At 64.7% G+C, this 20,556-nt stretch carries 17 protein-coding genes and 2 pseudogenes; 12 read left to right on the top strand and 7 right to left on the bottom strand.

The annotated features are described in order from the left end of the window. The first annotated feature begins 15 nt into the window (after positions 1-15). The gene (locus tag ACODTA_RS16185; protein ID WP_489066992.1) at positions 16-1,365 is read left to right on the top strand and encodes a formimidoylglutamate deiminase; all 1,350 of its coding nucleotides are present in this window, start codon (positions 16-18) and stop codon (positions 1,363-1,365) included. Next, positions 1,362-2,054: a histidine utilization transcriptional repressor HutC gene (gene hutC / locus ACODTA_RS16180; protein ID WP_489066991.1), complete on the top strand. Its 693-nt coding sequence runs from the start codon at positions 1,362-1,364 to the stop codon at positions 2,052-2,054. The genes ACODTA_RS16185 and hutC overlap by 4 nt, the downstream gene beginning before the upstream one ends. Before the next feature lie 33 nt (positions 2,055-2,087). Here the strand turns inward: hutC and ACODTA_RS16175 are convergent, their stop codons facing one another. Further along, positions 2,088-2,849 carry a thioesterase family protein gene (locus tag ACODTA_RS16175; RefSeq protein WP_489066990.1) on the bottom strand — a complete coding sequence of 254 codons (762 nt, stop codon included), beginning with the start codon at positions 2,847-2,849 and terminating at the stop codon, positions 2,088-2,090. Positions 2,850-2,993: 144 nt separating this feature from the next. Further along, the gene (locus tag ACODTA_RS16170) at positions 2,994-3,299 is read right to left on the bottom strand and encodes a glycine zipper 2TM domain-containing protein (RefSeq protein WP_489066989.1); all 306 of its coding nucleotides are present in this window, start codon (positions 3,297-3,299) and stop codon (positions 2,994-2,996) included. 99 nt (positions 3,300-3,398) lie between these two features. On the opposite strand from ACODTA_RS16170, the gene ACODTA_RS16165 reads away from it, so the two are divergent. Both ACODTA_RS16165 and ACODTA_RS16160 read left to right on the top strand, forming a co-directional pair. Beyond that, on the top strand, positions 3,399-3,860 hold the full coding sequence (locus ACODTA_RS16165; RefSeq protein ID WP_489066988.1) for a cupin domain-containing protein: 462 nt from the start codon (positions 3,399-3,401) through the stop codon (positions 3,858-3,860). Between the two features lie 60 nt (positions 3,861-3,920). Beyond that, positions 3,921-4,301, top strand: a complete 381-nt coding sequence (locus ACODTA_RS16160) for a cupredoxin domain-containing protein (protein ID WP_489066986.1) — start codon at positions 3,921-3,923, stop codon at positions 4,299-4,301. Between the two features lie 920 nt (positions 4,302-5,221). Here ACODTA_RS16160 and ACODTA_RS16155 read toward each other — a convergent pair. Next, positions 5,222-6,469 (bottom strand): FAD-dependent monooxygenase, encoded by a 1,248-nt coding sequence (locus tag ACODTA_RS16155; RefSeq protein ID WP_489066985.1) that lies wholly within the window; start codon positions 6,467-6,469, stop codon positions 5,222-5,224. Between the two features lie 139 nt (positions 6,470-6,608). On the opposite strand from ACODTA_RS16155, the gene ACODTA_RS16150 reads away from it, so the two are divergent. Next, positions 6,609-8,933 carry an FtsK/SpoIIIE family DNA translocase gene (locus ACODTA_RS16150; protein ID WP_489066983.1) on the top strand — a complete coding sequence of 775 codons (2,325 nt, stop codon included), beginning with the start codon at positions 6,609-6,611 and terminating at the stop codon, positions 8,931-8,933. A gap of 92 nt (positions 8,934-9,025) precedes the next feature. After that, positions 9,026-9,655, top strand: coding sequence for a LolA family protein (locus tag ACODTA_RS16145; protein WP_489066982.1), 630 nt, complete (start codon positions 9,026-9,028; stop codon positions 9,653-9,655). Positions 9,656-9,955: 300 nt separating this feature from the next. Here ACODTA_RS16145 and ACODTA_RS16140 read toward each other — a convergent pair whose 3' ends face one another. After that, positions 9,956-10,579, bottom strand: a complete 624-nt coding sequence (locus ACODTA_RS16140) for a porin (RefSeq protein ID WP_489066981.1) — start codon at positions 10,577-10,579, stop codon at positions 9,956-9,958. 331 nt (positions 10,580-10,910) lie between these two features. Here ACODTA_RS16140 and ACODTA_RS16135 point away from each other — a divergent pair, with 331 nt between their 5' ends. From ACODTA_RS16135 to ACODTA_RS16110, 6 genes and pseudogenes are all read left to right on the top strand, one after another. Further along, positions 10,911-11,399, top strand: coding sequence for a DUF3576 domain-containing protein (locus tag ACODTA_RS16135; protein ID WP_489066980.1), 489 nt, complete (start codon positions 10,911-10,913; stop codon positions 11,397-11,399). Positions 11,400-11,408: 9 nt separating this feature from the next. Continuing rightward, a complete protein-coding gene (gene leuS / locus ACODTA_RS16130) occupies positions 11,409-13,907 on the top strand; it encodes a leucine--tRNA ligase (protein WP_489066979.1) in 2,499 nt (832 codons plus the stop codon). Next, positions 13,904-14,437, top strand: coding sequence for an LPS assembly lipoprotein LptE (gene lptE / locus ACODTA_RS16125; protein WP_489066978.1), 534 nt, complete (start codon positions 13,904-13,906; stop codon positions 14,435-14,437). The genes leuS and lptE overlap by 4 nt, the downstream gene beginning before the upstream one ends. Next, entirely contained in the window at positions 14,434-15,465 is a 1,032-nt protein-coding gene (gene holA, locus ACODTA_RS16120; protein ID WP_489066977.1) for a DNA polymerase III subunit delta, read from the top strand. The genes lptE and holA overlap by 4 nt, the downstream gene beginning before the upstream one ends. 203 nt (positions 15,466-15,668) lie before the next feature. Further along, positions 15,669-15,806: pseudogene (locus tag ACODTA_RS16115) on the top strand (IS5 family transposase); the annotation flags it as partial. Between the two features lie 187 nt (positions 15,807-15,993). Beyond that, positions 15,994-17,382 (top strand): M20/M25/M40 family metallo-hydrolase, encoded by a 1,389-nt coding sequence (locus ACODTA_RS16110; RefSeq protein ID WP_489066976.1) that lies wholly within the window; start codon positions 15,994-15,996, stop codon positions 17,380-17,382. A 411-nt stretch (positions 17,383-17,793) separates the two neighbouring features. Here the strand turns inward: ACODTA_RS16110 and ACODTA_RS16105 are convergent. The 3 genes and pseudogenes from ACODTA_RS16105 to ACODTA_RS16095 all read right to left on the bottom strand — a co-directional run. Next, a pseudogene (locus tag ACODTA_RS16105) lies at positions 17,794-17,975 on the bottom strand (IS6 family transposase); the annotation flags it as partial. Between the two features lie 128 nt (positions 17,976-18,103). Continuing rightward, positions 18,104-19,450, bottom strand: coding sequence for an MFS transporter (locus ACODTA_RS16100; RefSeq protein ID WP_489066975.1), 1,347 nt, complete (start codon positions 19,448-19,450; stop codon positions 18,104-18,106). A 34-nt stretch (positions 19,451-19,484) separates the two neighbouring features. Then, positions 19,485-20,396 carry a 3-keto-5-aminohexanoate cleavage protein gene (locus ACODTA_RS16095; RefSeq protein ID WP_489066974.1) on the bottom strand — a complete coding sequence of 304 codons (912 nt, stop codon included), beginning with the start codon at positions 20,394-20,396 and terminating at the stop codon, positions 19,485-19,487. Positions 20,397-20,556 lie beyond the last annotated feature (160 nt).

Genomic DNA, 20,556 nt, shown 5'->3' with positions numbered 1-20,556 from the left:
TCTAGTCATATTCGTATGAAGACACTCTGGTTCGAAACCGCCCTGCTTCCCACCGGCTGGATGGAGCGTGTCCGCGTCACCATGGCGGGTGGGGTGATCGCCACTGTCGTGCAGGCCGATCCGAAGCCCAGTGACGAGCGTCACGCGATCGGCGTTCCCGGCTTGTGCAACGTCCACAGCCACGGCTTTCAGCGCGGCATGGCGGGCCTGTCCGAGCATCGCGGCACGGGCCGCGCCGACGATAATTTCTGGAGCTGGCGCGAGGTGATGTACCGCTTCCTCGACCGGCTTTCGCCCGACGATGTGGAGGCGATCACCGCGCTGGCCTTTGCCGAGATGCTGGAGGGCGGATATACGCGTGTCGGTGAGTTCCATTATCTCCACAATGATCCCAACGGTGCGCGTTATGCCGATCCCGCCGAGATGGCGGCGCGTATCGTCGCCGCGTCGGATGCGACGGGGATTGGACTGACCTTGCTGCCCGTCTTCTACGCGCACAGCGATTTCGGCGGCCTGCCGCCAAAACCCGGCCAGCGGCGCTTCCTGAGCGACCTCGACGGTTTCGCGACCCTGCTCGACGCCTCGGCGAAGCTGATCGGCGGCGATGCGCTGTGCGGAATCGCGCCGCACAGCCTGCGCGCCGTAACGGGCGAGGAATTGGCGGCTCTACTCGCCATGTCTCCCGCCGGCCCCGTCCATATCCATGCCGCCGAACAGACGGGCGAGGTGGAAGCGAGCATCGCCTTTTCCGGCGCGCGTCCGGTCGAATGGCTGCTCGCCAATGCCGATGTCGATTCTCGCTGGTGCCTGGTCCATGCCACGCATTTGACCGATGCCGAGGCGGATGGCCTCGCGGCGAGCGGCGCGGTGGCGGGGCTCTGCCCGGTGACCGAGGCCAATCTGGGCGACGGCATCTTCCCCGCGCTGCGCTATCTGGCGGCGGGCGGGCGGATCGGGACGGGCACCGATTCGAACATCCTGATCGGCGCGGCCGAAGAATTGCGCGCGATTGAATATAGCCAGCGCCTTGCCCATCGCGGCCGCAACATGCTTGCCGAGACGGATCGTTCGACCGGCCGGCGACTGTTCGACGCGACGCTGGAGGGCGGCGCCAGGGCGCTCGGCGTCGTTGGCGGCATTCGCCCGGGTGCATCCGCCGATATCGTCTCGCTATCCGCCGGTCATGTGTCGCTGGCTGATCGCAAGGGGGACGCGTTGCTCGACAGTTGGATCTTCTCGGGCCGGGCCGGCGCGATCGATTGTGTCTGGCGCGCGGGGCAGCGCCAGGTCGTTGGCGGTCGCCATGTCGCGTCGGGTGCGATCGCGGCGCGCTATCGGAAAACACTGGCGCGGATATTGTCGTGACGCTCGACCAGCGGATCAGAAGCGATATCGAGGACAGGATCCGGTCAGGCGAATTGAAGCCGGGTGATCGCATTCCCTTCGAGCATGAACTGGTCGCCGACTACGGCTGCGCGCGCGCGACCGTCAGCAAGGCGCTGACCGCGCTCAGCCGGGCCGGCCTGATCGAGCGCCGCCGTCGCGCCGGATCGTTCGTTGCGCATCCGCACATCCAGTCGCCTGTGCTCGACGTGCCCGATATCGGTCAGGTGATCGCGGCGCGTGGCGACGTGTATCGTTTCGCGCTGGCGGGGCGCCGCGTTCGCAAGCGTCAGGCCGCCGATCCGCTCGACAGCGTTGGCGAGGTGATCGCGCTTGAAGGTGTGCATCACGCCGCCGGGGAACCGTTCGGTCATGAATCGCGCCTGATCGCACTGGCGGCGGTGCCCGATGCGCGCGACGTCGATTTCTCCGCGATCGCCCCGGGATCATGGCTGCTTGATCATGTCGCATGGAGTGACGCGCGTCATCGCATCGCAGCCGTACCCGCCGAACCGCATATCGCGGATTTGCTCGGCATCGCGCCGGGCACCGCATGCCTCCAGCTCGAGCGCTGGACCTGGCGGATGGGCGCCGCGATCACCTGGGTGCGCCAGACTTTCCCCGGCGACCGCTACGATCTGGTCGCTGAATTCACGCCGCAGAGCCGCTGAACAGAGTGGGTGCCGCCGCTGCGGCACGGCGGATCACATGAACAGCGCCACGCTCTGCATGCCGCTCGCGATCGGTACGCCATCGGCGTTCCAGATCGCCATGCCCTGGCTGGAACAGCCGTTGCGCGCAAATTCGGTGGTTGAACGCATGAGCCACCAGCCATCGCGCGTCTTTGGTTCGGGAGTCAGCAGGTTGACCAGCCAGGTCATCGAACTGAGTGGCCCGAACGTCTTCGCCAGCCTGAGCGCGGCGGGCGGAAGCGCGTCGCCCACAGCGATGATCTCGGTCATAGCGTCCAGCCCCTGGCGATCCTTCAATCGCACCCAGCGCGTCCATTCGTTCGGTGCGCCGGATATTTCGATGACGTCGAAATTGCCGATGAAGCTGGGGACGCCCGCTGAAAGGACGGCGGGCGTGGGTTGTGCAGGCAGCGTCACCGGCGCCGGCAGGTCGACATGATCGATATGCGAGAATTGATCATGCGTGAACACGAAGGTCGCGGCCAGCCCCAGCCCGGCCTCGCTGATCACATCGGCGCGGACGAACGCGGCGGTCCGGCCGCGGCGCAACAATGTCGCCTTTGCCGTCACGTCACCCGACAGTGGCCCGACGAACGAGATCTGTGCGGTGCGGAGCGGCGGCAGATCCGGCACCAGTCGCTGTGCCGCTTGCAGAGCGAGCGCGCTCGAAAGGCCGCCATAACTGGTGCGGCCCTGCAGCCAGGGCGTCGGGATCTCGAAGGACAGTCCGTCGGGCGTTTGGACTACGGCGTTCAATATGGCGGGCAGTGACATGGCTTCGCGTTAGAGCGAATGGCGCGGCGATGGAACCGGTGCGCGCATGCGATGGTGTCGTGCACCCGATTTCTGGACGATCGGCACTCGGCCCGCAAAAAAGGCGCGCCGAAGCGCGCCTTCTTGTTGCGCTGGTGATCCAGCTCAGCGGCAGCGACGCTTGCTGTCGACTTCCTTTCCGATCAGCGCGCCAGCGGCGGCGCCGAGGATCGTGCCCGTCGCGCGATCGCCGCGCGTGTCGATTGCACGGCCGACCAGGGCGCCGCCGACGCCGCCGACGATCAGGCCGGTCGTGCCGTTGGACTTGCGGCAATACATGCGGCCGTCGCGACCACGCCATTCGCGATAGCTGTAGTGACGCTTCTTCGCGGACGCGCCGTCGGTCGGCACGACAAAGCTGGCGGGAACCGCAAGCGAGGCGGCACCAATGGCGAGCATGAGAGTACGCATGACAATTTCCCTTTGATTTCGATCAATGACGCATTGAAAACGTGGAGAGTATCGCGCCGGTTGCATGAACCTCATACAACAACGTAACGCGTTGAATCGATGCAGTTCTTTTTTGAGGATCATGACATGGACGATGTCGCTCGCCGGATCATCGAACGGCTCGCGCTGGAGCCGCACCCCGAAGGCGGCTGGTTTCGTGAAACCTGGCGCGCCGGCGCGCCGGCTGGCGTGCGTGCGGCGGGCACGGCAATCCATTTCCTGCTGGAAGCGGGCCAGAGATCGCATTGGCATCGCGTGGATGCCACCGAAATCTGGCTATGGCATGCCGGAAGCCCGCTGATCCTGTCGATCGCGGAGGACGAGACCGGTCCCGTTCGAGAGATCAGGCTGGGCGGCGATGTGCTTGACGGGGAGCAGCCCCAGGGGATTGTGCCCGCCCATGCGTGGCAGGCGGCCGAGGCGGACCGGGGCTGGGCGCTGGTGAGTTGTACGGTGACGCCGGGTTTCGAATTTTCGGGCTTCGATCTTGCGGCTCCGGGTTGGTCGCCTGGGCAGGCCTGATCGCCTTCAGCGCATGTACATCCGCGCAGGTGCTGAATCGCGCCGGCAAGGAGACCTGTCATGCGTTCGATTCGCACTCTCGTCCTCGCCGCCCTGATCGCCCCCGTATCGCTTTCGGCTCAAACGCCGGCCCGTACGGAGATCATCCTCGCTGACTTCAGCTTCACGCCGGCATCGCTGCACCTGAAGGCCGGCCAGCCGGTGACGCTCCATTTCGTCAATCGGGGCTCTGGCGGGCATAATTTCGATGCGCCCGAATTTTTCGCCGCGGCACGGATCGATCCCACGAGCGCCGGAGCGGTGACGCGCGGTAGGGTTGAACTGGCAAAGGGGGCCAGCGCCGATGTGACGCTGGTACCCGGAAAAGGTGGCTATCATGTCCATTGCTCGCATCTGTTGCACAGCGGCTTCGGGATGAAGGGCGATATCAGTGTCGATTGACGCGCATTATTTCTCCCCGATTTCCCCGTTATCCACAGCGGGAAACGCTTTGCGCGACTCACTGAACCATGAAAGCTTGTGTCTGCGGACGAGAGAGTTCGGACGGCAACGGACGGAGCCTCCTCACCCGCAGGGCGCTGTGGATGCTGATTTTCCTTAGGGATCTGAGGCTGGAAACAGCGGTCGGGCGACGGATCAGGCGTCGGGATGCAAGCACGAGAGTGCGTGCGGAACGCGATTTGAGGATGGAGCCAAACGGCGATCTCCGCTTTCGGGCAGGGGCGCCACATCGCCGAGACGCGGACGATCGGTCGTCGGGCCGGAGATGTCGGTTTCGGCAGCGTGGGGGCTGGCAGCGATGCCGGCCCCCATTTCGTCTGTGCCCCGTTTGCGAAATCACCCGGTTGCGCCGGTCATGGAATCGGCTAATCGCGCTGCGTTGTGATGCGAATCGCCATGTGCCGATCCGGCTTTCGGCATGTCGCCAGCTTATCCCCGTTTTCCCCGTTATCCACAGGCGGAATGGCCGATTTTGCGCTTGGTGCGACTCGGTTTTCGTGACAGCTTTGTGACGTGGAAGAGAGAGTTCCGCGGGAAACCAAGGAAGCCTCGATCAACCGCAAGCCGCTGTGAAAGAACAGGATTTTCTTCGGAAAATGGCTGGACGGAAGCAGATGGCAGGCGCCGGAAGCGGTGTAAACGAGCCGAAACGCAAGTGGAGGCGGCGCGACACCCCAAGAAGGAGCCGGTGAACGACCCGGAGGCTTCGGCCAAGGGGTGGAAAGCACCGACGCCTGAGCGAGAATGGATCGCCGCAAGGCTGAGATATTCGTAAAGCTCGGCGCAGTGGGGGCTGGCAGCGATGCCAGCCCCCATTTACGTTCGGGGATCGGTGCTTCGGTCGATCTCCGGGTGCAAAGCTAGACCATCATCCCCTGCAGCAGCTTCGGCAGATCGCCGGATTCGCCGCGCGCTTCGGCCATGAAGCGCGCCTTGAGCGGAGGAATCCGCTGAACCGCGCCCAGCCCGAAGCGGCGGATCGCCGAAGCCGTGCGGCCGTTCACGCCGAACAGCCGGGTCAGGCCGTCGGTCGATGCCGCGACCATGAATGTGTCGAGGCTGCGCCAGCGTTCGTAGCGGGCGAGCAATTGCGCATCGCCCAGGTCGAGGCCCAGCCGCGCGCCGGTGACGATCACCTCCGCCAGTGCCGCCGCGTCGCGAAAACCCAGATTGAGGCCCTGGCCGGCGATCGGGTGGATGCCGTGTGCCGCGTCGCCGATCAGCGCCAGCCGATCGCCGACGATATGCGCGGCGTGGTGGAAGCCCAGCGGATAGCTTGAGCGCGGCGCGGCGGGGGAGAGTTTGCCGAGTAGCCCACCCATCTTCTTTTCCGCTTCGGCCAGGAAGGCGCGGTCGGACAGTTTGAGCATGCCTGCCGCGTCCTTGCGCGTGACCGACCAGACGATCGCCGAACGCCCCAAACCTTCCGTGGCCGACAGCATCGGCAGCAGCGCGAAGGGGCCGGCGGGATAGAAGATCTCATAGGCGACATTGTCGTGCGGCCGTTCGTGGTCGAAGGCGGAGACGATCGCGACATGATCATATTGCCAGCGCGCGACATTGATTCCTGCCGCCTCGCGCGTCGGCGAATTGCGGCCTTCGGCCGCCACCAGCAGCGGCGCCGCGAGCAGCCGCCCGTCTTCGAGCCGGACGGTCACGCCATGCGGGCCGCGTTCGACATGCGCCGCCCGCGATGGCGCATGAAGCGTTACGCCGGCTGCGTCCGCCGCGCATTGGTGAAGCGCGCGGCGCAGCCCGCGATTCTCGAACATGACGCCCAGCGGCTCGTCATCCTCGCCGGGCACGAAATCGAGGCCGCCAGGGGCCAGGCCGTCAGCGACGCGGATTTCCCGGATCGGGCAGCCTTGACCCGTCAACTTCTCGCCCACGCCGATCGCTTCGAGCAGACGCCAGCTCGCGCTCGAAACCGCGGAGGCGCGCCCGTCGAAGCCAGGTGCGAGCTGCGTGGACGGATCGAGTGGATCGATCACCGCGCTGGTCAGGCCATGGGCGTCGAGCGCGATGGCGAGCGTCAGGCCGACCAGCCCGCCGCCCAGGATGATCACGTCGCTGCGGAGGGGCGCGCTGCGGAGAATTTGGGTGTCCATGCCGCTCTCCTACCCCCTTCGCCGATTGCGCAAAAGCCCGTCGAAGATTCGGCGAAATTGCGGGACTCTTGACGCAGAGTCCCGCAAAAAGGCATTGTGCCGTCGCGGGACAAGACCGTTCCGCGGCGTAGGGGGTCGCATGGCGAGCCGAGGCGGGACCAAGTCCGTGCCGATTTGGCGGGAGACGATGAAGCGTGGCGCCGTGCGCAGCAGCGCGCTGGCGGGCGCGCTGGCGCTCGGGCTGCTCGCGCTGCTGCTCGTGCTGGCGCTGGCGAGCTATCGGCCCAGCGATCCCTCGATGATGACCGCCGCTGGCGGGCCGGCACGCAACCTGGTCGGCGGCGTCGGTGCCTGGACGTCTGACCTGCTGCTGTGGATCTTCGGCCCCGCCGTGGTTCTCGTCGTGCCCCTGCCCGTGATCCTCGCGACGCGTCTATGGCGTGGCGTTCCGGTTGGTGAGTGGCGGTCGATGCTGCTGCGCGCGCTTTTCGGTGTTGTCCTTGCCGCCGTCGCGCTCGCGCTTTTCCGGGCCGACGCGGTTCCCTATCTGCCCGGCAGCTTCGGCGGCGCGCTCGGTCTTGCCGGCGCCAATGCCACCGAATGGGCATTGGGCTTCATTCCCGACGAGACCGCGCAGGGCTGGGTGCGTTTCGCGGCCGGCCTTGCCTTCGCGCTGGCCGGCATCGTCATCTGGGCGCGCAGCCTGGGGCTGGACGATGAGGAGCGTGCCTGGTTGTTCCGTCGTCGCGATCCCGGCGAAGAGGGTTATGCCGAAGATGACGGCGATGCCGAGGTGCTTGTCCGCGAGCCCGTCCGCAAGCCGGAACCGCGCAAGGTGCAGACCGCCGAGGAGCGTCGTCCGCCGATCATCTCGCTGCCCGGCAAGCGCCCGCCGCCCGAACCCGAAAAAGCGCCGCAACCGCCTGTCCAGGCCTCGTTCGACCTGCGCGACCGCTACAAGCTGCCGAGCGGAGACCTGTTGACGCCGGCGCCGCCCTCGACCGGCATCGTGCTCGACAAGGCCGCGCTGGAGCGCAATGCGCGCTTGCTCGAGACCGTGCTGGACGATTTCCACGTCAAGGGCCAGATCGTCGAGGTTCGGCCCGGTCCGGTCGTGACCATGTACGAACTGGAGCCCGCCGCCGGCATCAAGGCGAGCCGCGTCATCCAGCTCGCCGACGACATCGCGCGCAACATGTCCGCGCTGTCGGCGCGCGTCGCGACCATTCCGGGTCGCAACGTGATCGGCATCGAACTGCCCAACAAGAATCGCGAATCGGTTTCGCTGCACGAGCTGATCACCTCGTCCAGCTTCCAGGACCAGACGGCGCAGCTTTCGCTGATCCTGGGCAAGAACATCGCGGGTGACCCCGTCGTCGCCGATCTCGCGCCGATGCCGCACCTGCTGGTCGCGGGCACCACCGGATCGGGCAAGTCGGTCGGCCTCAACTGCATGATCCTGTCGCTGCTTTACCGGTTGAGCCCGGATCAGTGCCGGATGATCATGATCGATCCCAAGCATCTGGAATTGTCGACTTATGAGGGGATCCCGCATCTGTTGTCCCCTGTCGTCACCGATCCGGCCAAGGCGGTGCGCGCGCTCAAATGGGCGGTCGAACAGATGGAGGAACGCTATCGGATGATGGCGTCGGTCGGCGTGCGCGGCCTTGCCGGCTTCAACGACAAGGTGCGTACCGCGCGGTCGAAAGGGCAAAGGCTCGGCCGGCGCGTCCAGACCGGATATGATTCGGAAACCGGCCAGCCGATCTACGAGGAAGAGCAGCTCGACTATCAGCCGCTGCCTCAGATCGTCGTCATCGTCGACGAGTTGGCCGACCTGATGATCACCGCGGGCAAGGAAGTCGAATTCCTCATCCAGCGGCTGGCGCAGAAGGCACGCGCAGCCGGCATCCACCTGATCATGGCGACGCAGCGCCCGTCGGTCGACGTCATCACCGGCGTGATCAAGGCCAACCTGCCGACCCGGATCAGCTTTGCCGTCACTTCCAAGATCGATTCGCGCACCATTCTGGGTGAACAGGGCGCAGAGCAACTGCTGGGCAAGGGTGACATGCTCTATATGCCGGGCGGCAAGCAGATCGCGCGCGTCCACGGTCCCTTCGTCTCCGACGAGGAGGTGATGCGCGTCGCCGATCACTGGCGTGCGCAGGGATCGCCCGAATATATCCAGGCCGTCACCGAAGAACCCGAAGATGGCGGCTATGCCCTCGACGGCGCACCGACTGGCGACGACAGCCCGGAGGACCAGGAATATCGAAAGGCGGTCCAGCTCGTCGCCGAAAGCCAGAAGGCCTCGACGAGTTGGCTGCAGCGTCAGCTTCGCATCGGCTACAACCGCGCCGCCCGTCACATCGAGCGGATGGAGAAGGAAAGCCTCGTCTCGCGTCCGGATCATGTCGGCCGTCGCGACGTGCTGATGGACACCGACGGGCGTCCCCTTTAGGCGGCTGCACCCCAGGATAGGGAACCTGGCGGGTTCACGCCGCATTCAAGGCCGGTTGGGCACCACGGGCCGGAATCGATCGGGAGTATTTGATGTTTCGCCGTCGTCTTGCTTTTGCCCTGGCCGCATCACCCGTGGTCGTCACCGCTCTGGCCGCACCCGCCGTCGTCGCGGCGCCGGGCGATCTCGACAAGGTCTCCGCGCATCTGCAGGCGGTCGAGAGCATGACCGCCAATTTCGTTCAGACCGATCGTGCCGGCAAGGCGTTGACCGGGCAACTCACCATGAAGCGGCCAGGCAAGGTTCGTTTCCAGTATGAGAAGGGCGTGCCGCTGCTGATTGTCGGCGACGGCAAGTCGCTGACCATGATCGACTATCAGGTCCGCCAGGTACAGCGCTGGCCGGTCGGCAATTCGCCGCTGGGCGTGCTGCTCAATCCCAAGAAGGACATCGCCAGCGTCGCCAAGATCGTGCAGACCGCCGACGATCGCATCGTGCTGGTCGAGGCACGCGATCCCAAGCGCCCCGAATTCGGCACGCTGACCCTGGCCTTCGCGCGCAACGCCTCGGCGCCCGGCGGATTGATGCTTCAGGGCTGGGTGGCGCTGGATTCGCAGAATAATCGCACCTCGGTTCGCCTCAGCGATCAGCGTTTCAACGTGCCGGTATCCGACAGTGCGTTCAAATGGAGCGATCCGCGGCGTCCTGTCGGCCGTCCCTGAACAAAATCATTCATGCTGGCGACAGGTACGCGCCGCTATTGATGATGCTGCGGATGTGGGCAGACCCGATCGGGATTTCCCCCCTGTTGCCTGGTTGGCAGCCCTCATCCAGCCTCGCGTGACGAACGCCAGGTCGGCCCCTGCTCCACGCCCCCGGAGCGGGGGCCTTTGGCGTTCTGGAGCCAGCGACATACCTGATCGCCCGACCAAGCCCATGACATTTCGGTAAAGCGAACGACTGCCATCAGTCGGCGCGAATATCCAAGATCACGATGTTTTTTGGCCGAATCGGGCCCGGCGTCAGAAGCGGAAGGCGGTACCGAGATAGACAGCCTGGCTGTCGCGGCGATTGTCGGCGAGCGGCTGAAGCCGATCACGCTCTTCCATCCGGTAACGCACGCCCGCGGTGACATCCAGGTTGCGGGTTAGGCGATAGCTGCCGCCGACGTCGAGCGAATAGCTCTTCTCGGGCGTGATCATGCGCGGCTGAACGCCGATGCTGCGATCGGCGTCGACCTGCACCCGGCCGACCCATTTGGGTGCGACATAGCTGGCGCCGGCGCTGATGAACTCGCGGCCACCCGGCACCAGTCCGGTATCGATCCGCGCGACATCGCCCGAAAGCGCGAAACGCTTCCAGCCGATCGAGGCGCCGAGATTATAGGCGGACGGCGTCACGCCCAGCGAGGCGACGGTCGGCTCGTCGGTGCGCAGGGTGAGCGCGGAGCTCATTCCCAGCGTCACGCTGCGGGCGCGAACGGCGACGGTGACCTGACGCGTCTTGCCCGATTCGCCCGAGGGCGTGAATCGGAAGCTCGCGCCCGACAGCGAGGTCCGGGCGAGCAAGGCGGCCAGTTTGGGGTCTGCGGCAGCCGGCGTGAAGGAGCCGACGCCGCCACGCGCGCTCAACGAAACCCGCGGCATTGAGCCATTTTCTGCGGTTTCGCGGGCGGCGACGATCGCGGGCGACAGCACGAGGCCGGCGACAGCGATAGCTGCGCCTATTCCTCCCAAGACTGTGCGACTCGCGACCATTGATGGGCAAACCTCTGCTTGCCTTCGCCCATATCATGCTCTCGCCGGAATTTTCCAGCGCTTCGCGTCCTTTTTCGGTCATCTGTTGCACATCGCACACAGCATAGGCCCAATCGGGTCTCGAAACCGCCGAATCGGGCCGTCAAACGCGCGCTTGCGGGTAACGCCGGAGCATCTATAACGGCCCGGTTCAAATACCAGCGTATATCAGGATTTTCACATGGCCCGCCTGTCCCGCATCGCGATCGCGATCGCCCTTGCCGCTTCGCTTTCCGCCTGCACTGCGATCAAGAAGGATCTCAGCAAGGGCCTGTTCGGCATCGGCGCCTCCGAGGATTCGATGTCGGACATCAAGCGCGCCGACCTGGCTGCGTCGAAGGTCACGACGATCGGCGTCAACAGCTATCTGTGGCGCGCCAGCCTGGATACGCTGTCTTTCATGCCGCTGCTGCAGACCGATTCGAACGGCGGCGTGATCGTGACCGACTGGTATGCCAATCCGCAGAATCCGACGGAACGGATGAAGGTGACCGTCACCATCCTCGATCAGGATCTGCGCGCTGATGCGCTGCGCGTCTCGGCCGCGCGCCAGGTGAGCCAGGGCGGTGGCTGGGTCGATGCTCCCACCCAGGCCGCCACCGTTCAGAAGCTGGAGGAGATCATCCTCACCAAGGCGCGCGACCTGAGGCGCAGCGCGATCCAGGGATAAGCCAGCTCCATGCGCTTCAACCCGCTCGCCGCGGATGCGCGCTGGCAACAGGTCTGGGACGAACGGCAGACCTTCCGCGCCGACGACGCTTCGCCGAAACCGAAATCCTATGTGCTCGAGATGTTCCCCTATCCCTCGGGGCGCATCCATATGGGCCATGTCCGCAACTATACGATGGGTGACGTGCTCGCGCGCTTCCGGCGGATGCGCGGCATGGAAGTGCTCCATCCGATGGGTTGGGACGCCTTCGGCATGCCGGCCGAAAACGCCGCGATGGAGCGGAAGGTCCATCCCGGCAGTTGGACGCGCGCCAATATCGAGGCGATGAAGGCGCAGTTGAAACGGCTGGGCTTCGCGCTCGACTGGAGCCGCGAACTGGCGACGTGCGAGCCCGATTATTACGGGCATGAGCAAGCGCTGTTCGTCGATCTGTACGAGGCCGGCCTCGTCTATCGCAAGGAATCGGCGGTCAACTGGGATCCGGTCGATCAGACAGTGCTCGCCAACGAGCAGGTGATCGACGGCCGGGGCTGGCGATCGGGCGCGCTCGTCGAGAAGCGCAAGCTCAGCCAATGGTTCCTGAAGATCACCGATTTCGCGGACGATCTGCTCGCCGGGCTCGGCACGCTCGACCAATGGCCTGACAAGGTCCGGCTGATGCAGGAGAACTGGATCGGCAAGAGCCGCGGCGTGCGGATCACCTTCCATTTCGTCGGCCGGCCCGGCGGATTCGAGGTGTTCTCGACGCGGCCGGACACCATCTATGGCGCCAGCTTCACCGCGATCGCCGCCGATCATCCGATCGCGCAGGAGTTGGCAACGCACAGCCCGCAACTCCAGGCGTTCATCGAGGAGTGTAAGCGCACCGGCACCGCAGCCGCCGATATCGAGACCGCCGAGAAGAAAGGTTTCGATACCGGCCTGCGCGTCGCCCATCCGCTCGATCCGAACCTGCACCTGCCGCTCTACGTCGCGAATTTCGTGCTGATGGAATATGGCACCGGCGCGGTGATGGGCGTGCCGGCGCACGACCAGCGCGATCTGGATTTCGCGCGCAAATATGATCTGCCCGTCATCCGCGTCGTCGCCCCTGAAGGCGACAATTCGGATATCGGCAACGAAGCCTATACCGGCCCGGGCCGCATGGTGAATTCGCACTTCATGGACGGCATGGAGGTGGAGGAAGCCAAGGCGGCGGTGATCGCGCGCGCGCAGCACGAACATTGGGGTATGGGCACCACGGTGTGGCGTCTGCGTGACTGGGGCGTTTCGCGCCAGCGTTATTGGGGCACGCCGATCCCCTTCATCCATTGCGAGGGCTGCGGCGTCGTGCCGGTGCCCAAGAGCCAGCTTCCGGTGACCTTGCCCGAGGATGTCAGCTTCGACATTCCAGGCAATCCGCTCGACCGCCATCCGACCTGGAAGCATGTCGACTGCCCCAAATGCGGCAAGCCGGCGCGGCGCGAGACCGACACGCTCGACACCTTCGTCGATTCGAGCTGGTATTTCATCCGCTTCGCCAGTCAGCCCGGCGACCGGCCTTTCGACAAGGCGTCAGCCGAAAGCTGGTTGCCGGTGGGCCAATATATCGGCGGCGTCGAACACGCGATCCTGCACCTGCTCTATGCGCGCTTCTGGACGCGCGCGCTCCAGCGCGTTGGCCTGATCGACGTGAAGGAACCATTCACTGGCCTGTTCACTCAGGGCATGGTGACGCACGAAACCTACAAGGCACCCGATGGCCGCTGGCTCGCGCCCGATGAGGTGGAGAAGCGCGACGGTCGCCTGGTCATCGTCGATACGGGCGAGGCGGCGACGCCCGGTCGCGTCGAGAAGATGTCCAAATCGAAGCGGAACACTGTCGATCCCGGCCCGATCGTCGATCAATATGGCGCGGATGCGGTGCGCTGGTTCATGCTGTCGGACAGCCCACCCGAGCGCGACCTGCCGTGGAGCGAATCGGGCATCGAGGGCGCGTGGCGCTTCGTGAACCGGCTGTGGCGCCAGATCGACGGAATCGAGGATGCCGAGGGCGAGGATCGCGAACTCGACCGCAAGCTGCACAAGACGATCGCCGGTGTCGCCGAAGACGTGGAATCACTGGGCTTCAACAAGGCGGTCGCCAAGCTTTACGAGCTGACCGGCGCGATCGAAAAAGCGAAGCCCTCGGCCTCGCGTGCGAACGCGATCCGCACCATCGTGCGGCTCGTCGCCCCGATGGTGCCGCATCTGGCGGAAGAGGGCTGGGCGAAGCTGGGGCAGGACGGGCTGGTCGCCGATGCAGCCTGGCCCGATGTCGATCCCGCATTGCTCGTCGACGACGAAGTGACCATCGCCGTGCAGATCAACGGCAAGCTGCGCGATACGCTGACCGTCGCCAAGGGCACCGATCGCGCGACACTGGAAACGCTCGCGCTCGCGGCGCCCAATGTGATCCGTCAGCTCGACGGCGCGGTACCGAAAAAGGTGATCGTCGTGCCTGACCGGCTGGTCAATCTCGTCGCATGAGACGCGCGCGCGCCTCGCTGCTGATCGGGCCGCTGCTGCTGGCCTCGCTCACGCTGGCGGGCTGCGGATTGAAGCCGCTTTATTCGAGCGGCTCGCGCGGCGCGGTGGCGCAGGCGCTTGGTGGGGTCGAGGTCGCGCCGATCGAGGGCAAGGCGGGCTGGCTGGTCCGCAACGCTCTCGTCGATCGGCTGGCCGCGATGCCGAAGGGCGCGCCCACCTATCGGCTGAAGATAGAACTCGACGACCAGATCACCGGCTTCGGCATCCGCGCCGACGATTCGGTGACGCGTGAGCGGCGGACGCTGCGCGCGCGCTATCAACTGGTCGAGGCCGGGCGCGGCACCGTCGTGCTCGACGCGACGGCGGGGTCGGATGCGGGCATCGACATCGTCAGTTCGGAATATGCGACGATCGCGGCCGAAAACACCGCGCTGGAGAATCTGTCGCAGGTGATCGCCGATCAGATCGTCGCCAGGCTCGCGCTCTATGCGCGGCGCACCGGCGAGGCGTCGCCTCCACCGCAGCCGTGAAGGCCAATAAGGGCCAGATCGAACGGGCGCTCGACGCGCCGCCCGCCGATATCCGACTGTTCCTGCTCCACGGTCCGGACGAGGCGGGCTCGCGTGCGCTGGCGGAGCGGATCGAGCGCGCCATGGGGCCGGAGGCCGAGCGCATCGATCTCGATTCGGCCGCGTTGAAGGGCGATCCCGCGCGGCTGGCGGACGAAGCCGCGTCGATCTCCCTGTTCGGCGGCGCGCGGCACATCCGTGTCGCCGTCTCCAATGCGGATGATTGCGTCCCAGCAGTCGACGCGCTGCTTTCCGCAGCCGTCGCCGGCAATCCCGTCGTCGCCATCGCCGGCGCGCTCAAGGGCACGAGTGCGCTGCTCAAGCGCGCGCTGGCCGAACCAGCGATCATGGCGTTCGCCAGCTATGCGCCGGAAGGGCAGGATGCTGATCGGCTGGCTCAGGCGATGGCGCGCGATGCCGGATTGCGGCTCGCCTCGGCGGAAGTGGCGCGGCGGCTGGCCGGCGCCGCGAACAATGATCGCGCGGTGCTGGCGCGTGAGATCGAAAAGCTTGCGATCTATCTCGACGCAGCGCCCGATCGCCCCGCCGATCTCGATCACGCCGCGCTCGATGCGCTGTCGGCCGACGCCGATGAAGGCGACATGTCTCGCCTCGTCGATGCGGTGATGGGCGGTGATCCGGGGGCGGCCGCGGCGGAAATGGCGCGGCTCGGCAGCGTCGGCATCGAAGGGATTCCGCTGATCCGCGCGGTGATGAAACGCGCGCAACTGCTCTGCCAGCTCCGCGCCGATGTCGAACAGGGCAACAGTGTCGATTCGGTGATGGCGGCGGCGGGCAAATCGATCTTCTGGAAGGAAAAGGGCTCGATCCAGCGCCAACTCCAGCGCTGGAGCATCGATCGCCTCACCACCGCGCAATCGCGGTTGCTGGATGCGGAGCGCGCGATGAAATCATCGGGAACGCTTGGCGTTGCCGCCGTCGAGGCTGAATTCGTCGCGATCAGCCGCGCCGCGCAGCGGGCACGCTGACGATTATTGCGGAAAGCGCCGTGCGCGAGCCGCCGGCAATTGCAGATCCGCAATCACCCATCCGATGCGCAGCCGGCCTTAGGGCCACGCGCCATTGCTGTGAGAGGCGTGATCTGGTCCGGGCTCCTCGAAGAGACTGGCATGAGTGACCAGTAATGGCTGAAGGAATGAGCGGATGGCGTGTCTGCGGCCGTACGTTCCTGCGCCGTGGCGGAATCGAGATCATGTTCGGGCGCCTCAACGACTGGCGGCGCGTCGCCGCCCGCCATGACCGATGCCCAGTCGTCTTCTTCACAGCCGTAACGCTGGCAGCTACCTTCATCTTCTGGCCATGGTCATGAGTCCTGACCCTGGGCAGCGGCACAAGCAGGTTTCGCGGCTGTCCCCGTTTCAAGCGCTGTGAAGTTGATAGCCGGCCGGATGCCCGCGCGCCTGGGTTGGCAATAACCGAAGGAGCATTTTGATCCTTCCTTGCGGCTCGGCTATTCGGGCCTCCATTCTGCAACAGCCGCATCAGGGGATCCATATATGCTCAAGACTTTCGCCGGCTTCGCTTCGCTCCTCGTGCTCGCTGCACCGGCCGTGGCGCAGGATGCGCCCTATCAGCGTCAGGCAAGGGATATCTACGAAAAGCTGATCTCCTACCGCACCGCCAAGGGCCATGGGCAAGTTCCAGCGATGGCCGCCTATATCGCTGATACGCTGAAGGCAGGTGGAGTTCCGGCCGAGGACATCGTGATCATTCCGCACAAGGAGACTGCGGCCTTGCTGGTGCGCATACCCGGCCGCGACCGGTCGATGCGCAAGATCATGTTCTCCGCCCATATGGACGTGGTCGATGCCCGGCCCGAGGATTGGGAGCGCAGCCCGTTCAAGCTGATCGAGGAAAATGGCTATTTCTTCGGCCGTGGAACCGGTGACAACAAACAGGGTGTCGCCGCGCTCGTCTCCACCATCCTGCGCCTGAAGGCGGACAAGGCCGTGCCCGGCCGCGCGCTCGTCTTCGCCTTTGTCGGCGATGAGGAAACCGGCATGGAGACGACCCGCCTGATCGCCGATCATGAATGGGTGAAGGGCACGGAATATGTGATCAACACCGATGCCGGGGGCGGCACGCTCGACGAGCAGGGCAAGCCAATTTCCTACGGCGTCCAGGGCGCCGAGAAGACCTATGCGACCTATACGTTGACCCTTCGCAACCCCGGTGGGCACAGCAGCCGGCCGCGCAAGGACAATGCGATCTATGACCTCGCCGACGTCCTGAGCGGCATCCGCGCGCTGAAATTCCCGGCCCAGGCCAATGAGTTGACCCGGGCCACATTACGCCTCGCGGCCAAGTCCGCGCCCGGCGAAAAGGGGGCGATGATGTCCCGCTTCGCCGAGAATCCAAAGGACACGGAGGCAGCCGCGTATCTGATGGCCGATCCTAGCGTTGCCTATGAGATCAGCACCACATGCGTCGCGACCATGGTGGATGCCGGCCATGCTGAAAATGCGTTGCCGCAACGCGCGAAAGCGACCGTCAATTGCCGTATCTATCCGGGCGATACGATCGAAGGCGTCAAGGCGCGCCTGGCCGAGGCGGCCGGCAACAACACCGTGGAAATCGAAGTGATCGGCAATCCGGTCGTCAGCCCGGTTTCCGATCCGCGACCCGACGTCATGGCCGCGATCACCAAATCGATCCATGCCCGCTATCCCGGCATTCCGATTACCCCGTATCTGGAAGCGGGCGGCACCGACGGCATGATCTATCGCACCAAAGGCATGCCGACCTTCGCAAGCTCGGGCGTGTTCATGAAAAGCAGCGACGTCTTCTTCCACGGCCTCAACGAACGGCTGCCGGTAAAGGCCTTTTACGAGGCGATCGACCATGTCCATGATTTGGCCCTGAACCTGGGCGGCACCCGCAAATAAGGGCTCGACGATACATCCAACGCCTTTTTCCGTGCGCCAGGGTCTCGATGGCCAACCCTGGCGTCAGCGCTACCGTCTGATTTTTCACACTCATAGCCGACTCCAGCCGGCTTCCGAGCGCGTAAAATAATAACGGAAAGCCCGGCAGAATAGCCGCCAAACCCGGCTAACTGAGGTTAGCCGGGTCTATCCCGGGATCCGTTGAAACTATCGTGGCGCACTGCGCCGAAATCGAATCTCGAGGACTCGGTTGGCTGGGGCGGCAGGATTCGAACCTGCGAATGCCGGTACCAAAAACCGGCACGTCACCATTTGACGTCGTCTCAGCTTTCCCGAGAGCTGCAGAAATCTGCGGATTTTCCGAATCTAGCAGACGTGCATTTGAGTGGAAAGAAAAATCCTGACAGAAATCCTGACAGATAAAATCCGGCTCACCCGCTGCCCGCGAATATCGCTGGCGAACATCGATCCGAACCTGTTCCACCAGAAGCGCACCGTCTCATGACAAAGGTCGATCCCGCGCTCGAACAGGAGATTCTCGACGTTTCGCAGCGACACGGGAACCGGACGTACATCAACACCACCCATCGGATTACCTACGTGGATGAGTTGAAGCAGCGAAACGGACTGGCTGGCTTCGTCCTGGATTTTCGGGTCATCCCGCCTGTCAACAGCTACCTTGTTGGTCTGACGGGATCCGGCCGGCATCATTCCAACGCGGTCAGCTTGCTCCGGGCGCCTCGCCGGCGTCCAGCGCTGCCCTGATTTCCGCGTGCCGAGCAGCATTGAGCGGATAGCGGAAAACGGTCACGGTCGCGATCAGCGCCAAGATCACCGGCACGATTACATAGATCAGCAGCAGTCCCGTTTCGCCGGCATCGCCGCTGGCGCGAGCATCGAAACCGAGCGTCGACAGCAGAAGGAATGCGATGCCGACCGACACGGCCTGTCCGATCTTCCACGTGCCGATCAACAGCGCGTAGAACAGACCTGTTCGGTTCGCGCCCGTCCGCAGTGTCTCCTCGTCGCCGACGTCGGCCATCATCGCGCGCGGCAGCATCACGAACGCCGAGTAACTGCACCCGCTCAGGAACGAGGCCGTCAAGGCCCACGGCACGTTGCTGCTGGGGATGAAGGCGTAGAGGCCCTGCCCTGCGGCGTAGAGAAAAATCGCGACGAGGATCGCGTTGTGCTTGTCGATCCGCGCCGCAAGCTTTGCCCAGAGTGGCGCGGTCATGAAGGCTGGGAGCATATGGATCATCACGGTGACCGCGACGATATCGCGCGAAAGGTCGAGTGAGCGCGTGTAGAAGAACAAAGCCACGGCCGACGTCATGCCGGCGGACAGGCCGAGGAGCAGATCAACGCTGAGCAGCCGCAGGACCAGCGGATTGCGGAACAGTTTGAAATATTCGATCAAGCTGCTGCGGCTGCGCTCGCCCGGCGTCGTCGACGTCCGGAGGTGCCACACGGCGAAGATCGCTGCCACGGGCGCGAGCACGATGCCGACCCAGCCCATGATGCGTAACTGGGCATGCGGGTCGTCGGGATTCTTGCCGATGACCATGGGCAGCGTCATGACGAGTAATACACCGAGCACGAATGCGCTCTGAACCCAGCCATAGATCCGCGAACGCTCATGATAGTCGGGCGAGAGTTCAGCGCTGATCGACAATTGCGCCAAGCTCAGGATCGACCAGGCGAGATAGGCGGCGATCAGCCAGATGGCGAGATAGGCTCCCCCGGCGCCGACATGCGCGTTGTAGAGCATGTAGACCGCGATCATCATCAACGGTGCGCCGGCCGCGAGCCACGGGCGGTAGCGGCCCCATCGCGTGTTCGTCTTGTCCATGATCCCGCCAAGAATGGGATCGACGGCGATGTCCAAAAGCCGGACGATCGTGAACACCGTACCGACGACGGCAAGTTCGAGACCGATCGTGCTGCTGTAAAATTCGGGGAGATAGATGACGAGCGGCGTACTGAGTGTCGCCATTGGCACGCTCACGCCTGCAAGCGCCGCAAGAGTTACCCGGTCCAGGGGGGCGCGGCCACTGGTGTTCGTCATCATCGTCTCCCGATCTTGTCTCTAAAGAGGCCGGTCAGGCCGGAACGGCGGTTCGGGTGAAACCCAGGGCTTCTCGCGCGGCGTCGCCCTGTGCGACCGGACGTCCGATTTCGCGCGCCAGCTCGACGACCGCTTCCACGGTCTGAGCGTTGCTGAGATCAGTCCGTCCCGCCGCATCCTCGGTGCCGACGCGGACATGCCCGCCGCGCTCGATCGCATAGCGCGCCACCGGCGTGTTCAGGATTGCCTCGCCGGGAACGCCGACTTGCCACGGCATGTTGCTGCCCTGAAGCATGCGGACATAGGCATCGACCGATTCCGGAGTCGGCGGCAGCCCGTAGTTGAGTGCGCGCTTCCCAATGTGAACCAGGCTGTAGTCGCCCGCCAGATACAGTTTCGCGATCGATCCAGCGGGCAGTGCACCAGCGGCGCGCTGCGCGAGAGCCCAGCGCAGGTTGAATGGCTCGAACACGCCGATCGATGTCGGGCGGCCCAGTGCGTTCGCGATCTTGAGCACGACATTGGCATCGTCGAAGGTAAAGCGCACCGTGTTGGTGCCGTGCGGCAAACCGGCATCGTCGAGCTGGCCCGAAAAGGCTCCGCCGGGATCGATCGGAATAAGATCGAGCAGGTTCTCGCGCGACAGCGGCTCGATATGCTCGATCCATTCAGCCACCGATGGTCCCGTCAGGAAGTCGGGGTAGAGCAGCGCGCCGGGATAGTCCCGTTTCACCGCGCGCGCCATGTCGACCATTTCACGGATTGCGTCCTGCGTGCCGAAACGCATATCGTGATGGTGATGTACGATCGCGGCGCCGGCGGAGAGGCAGGCTTTGCTCTCCCCCGCCATTCCTGCGCCGTCATGGACCGGCTGACCCGGACGATAAGGGCAGATCGCCGCTTCGATGACGAGCGGGGTTGTCCAACCCGGGGCTGTGGACGCCATGATAGTCTCCTGAAACTGTCTTTTGAAACGATGCTTCGCGCCGGTTATCCGGCTGTCCATACGCATTGCGACCGTGAAATCCGGACATCGCCCACAATCGCGGACACAACACGACCAACCTGCGGCGCGCGATATTCCCAGTCGGCGCAACGTCCCTCTA

The organism is Sphingomonas sp. FG14 (assembly GCF_057809675.1).
Note: the sequence above shows the minus strand (reverse complement) of the source record. Positions and strands in the feature narration are given on the sequence as shown.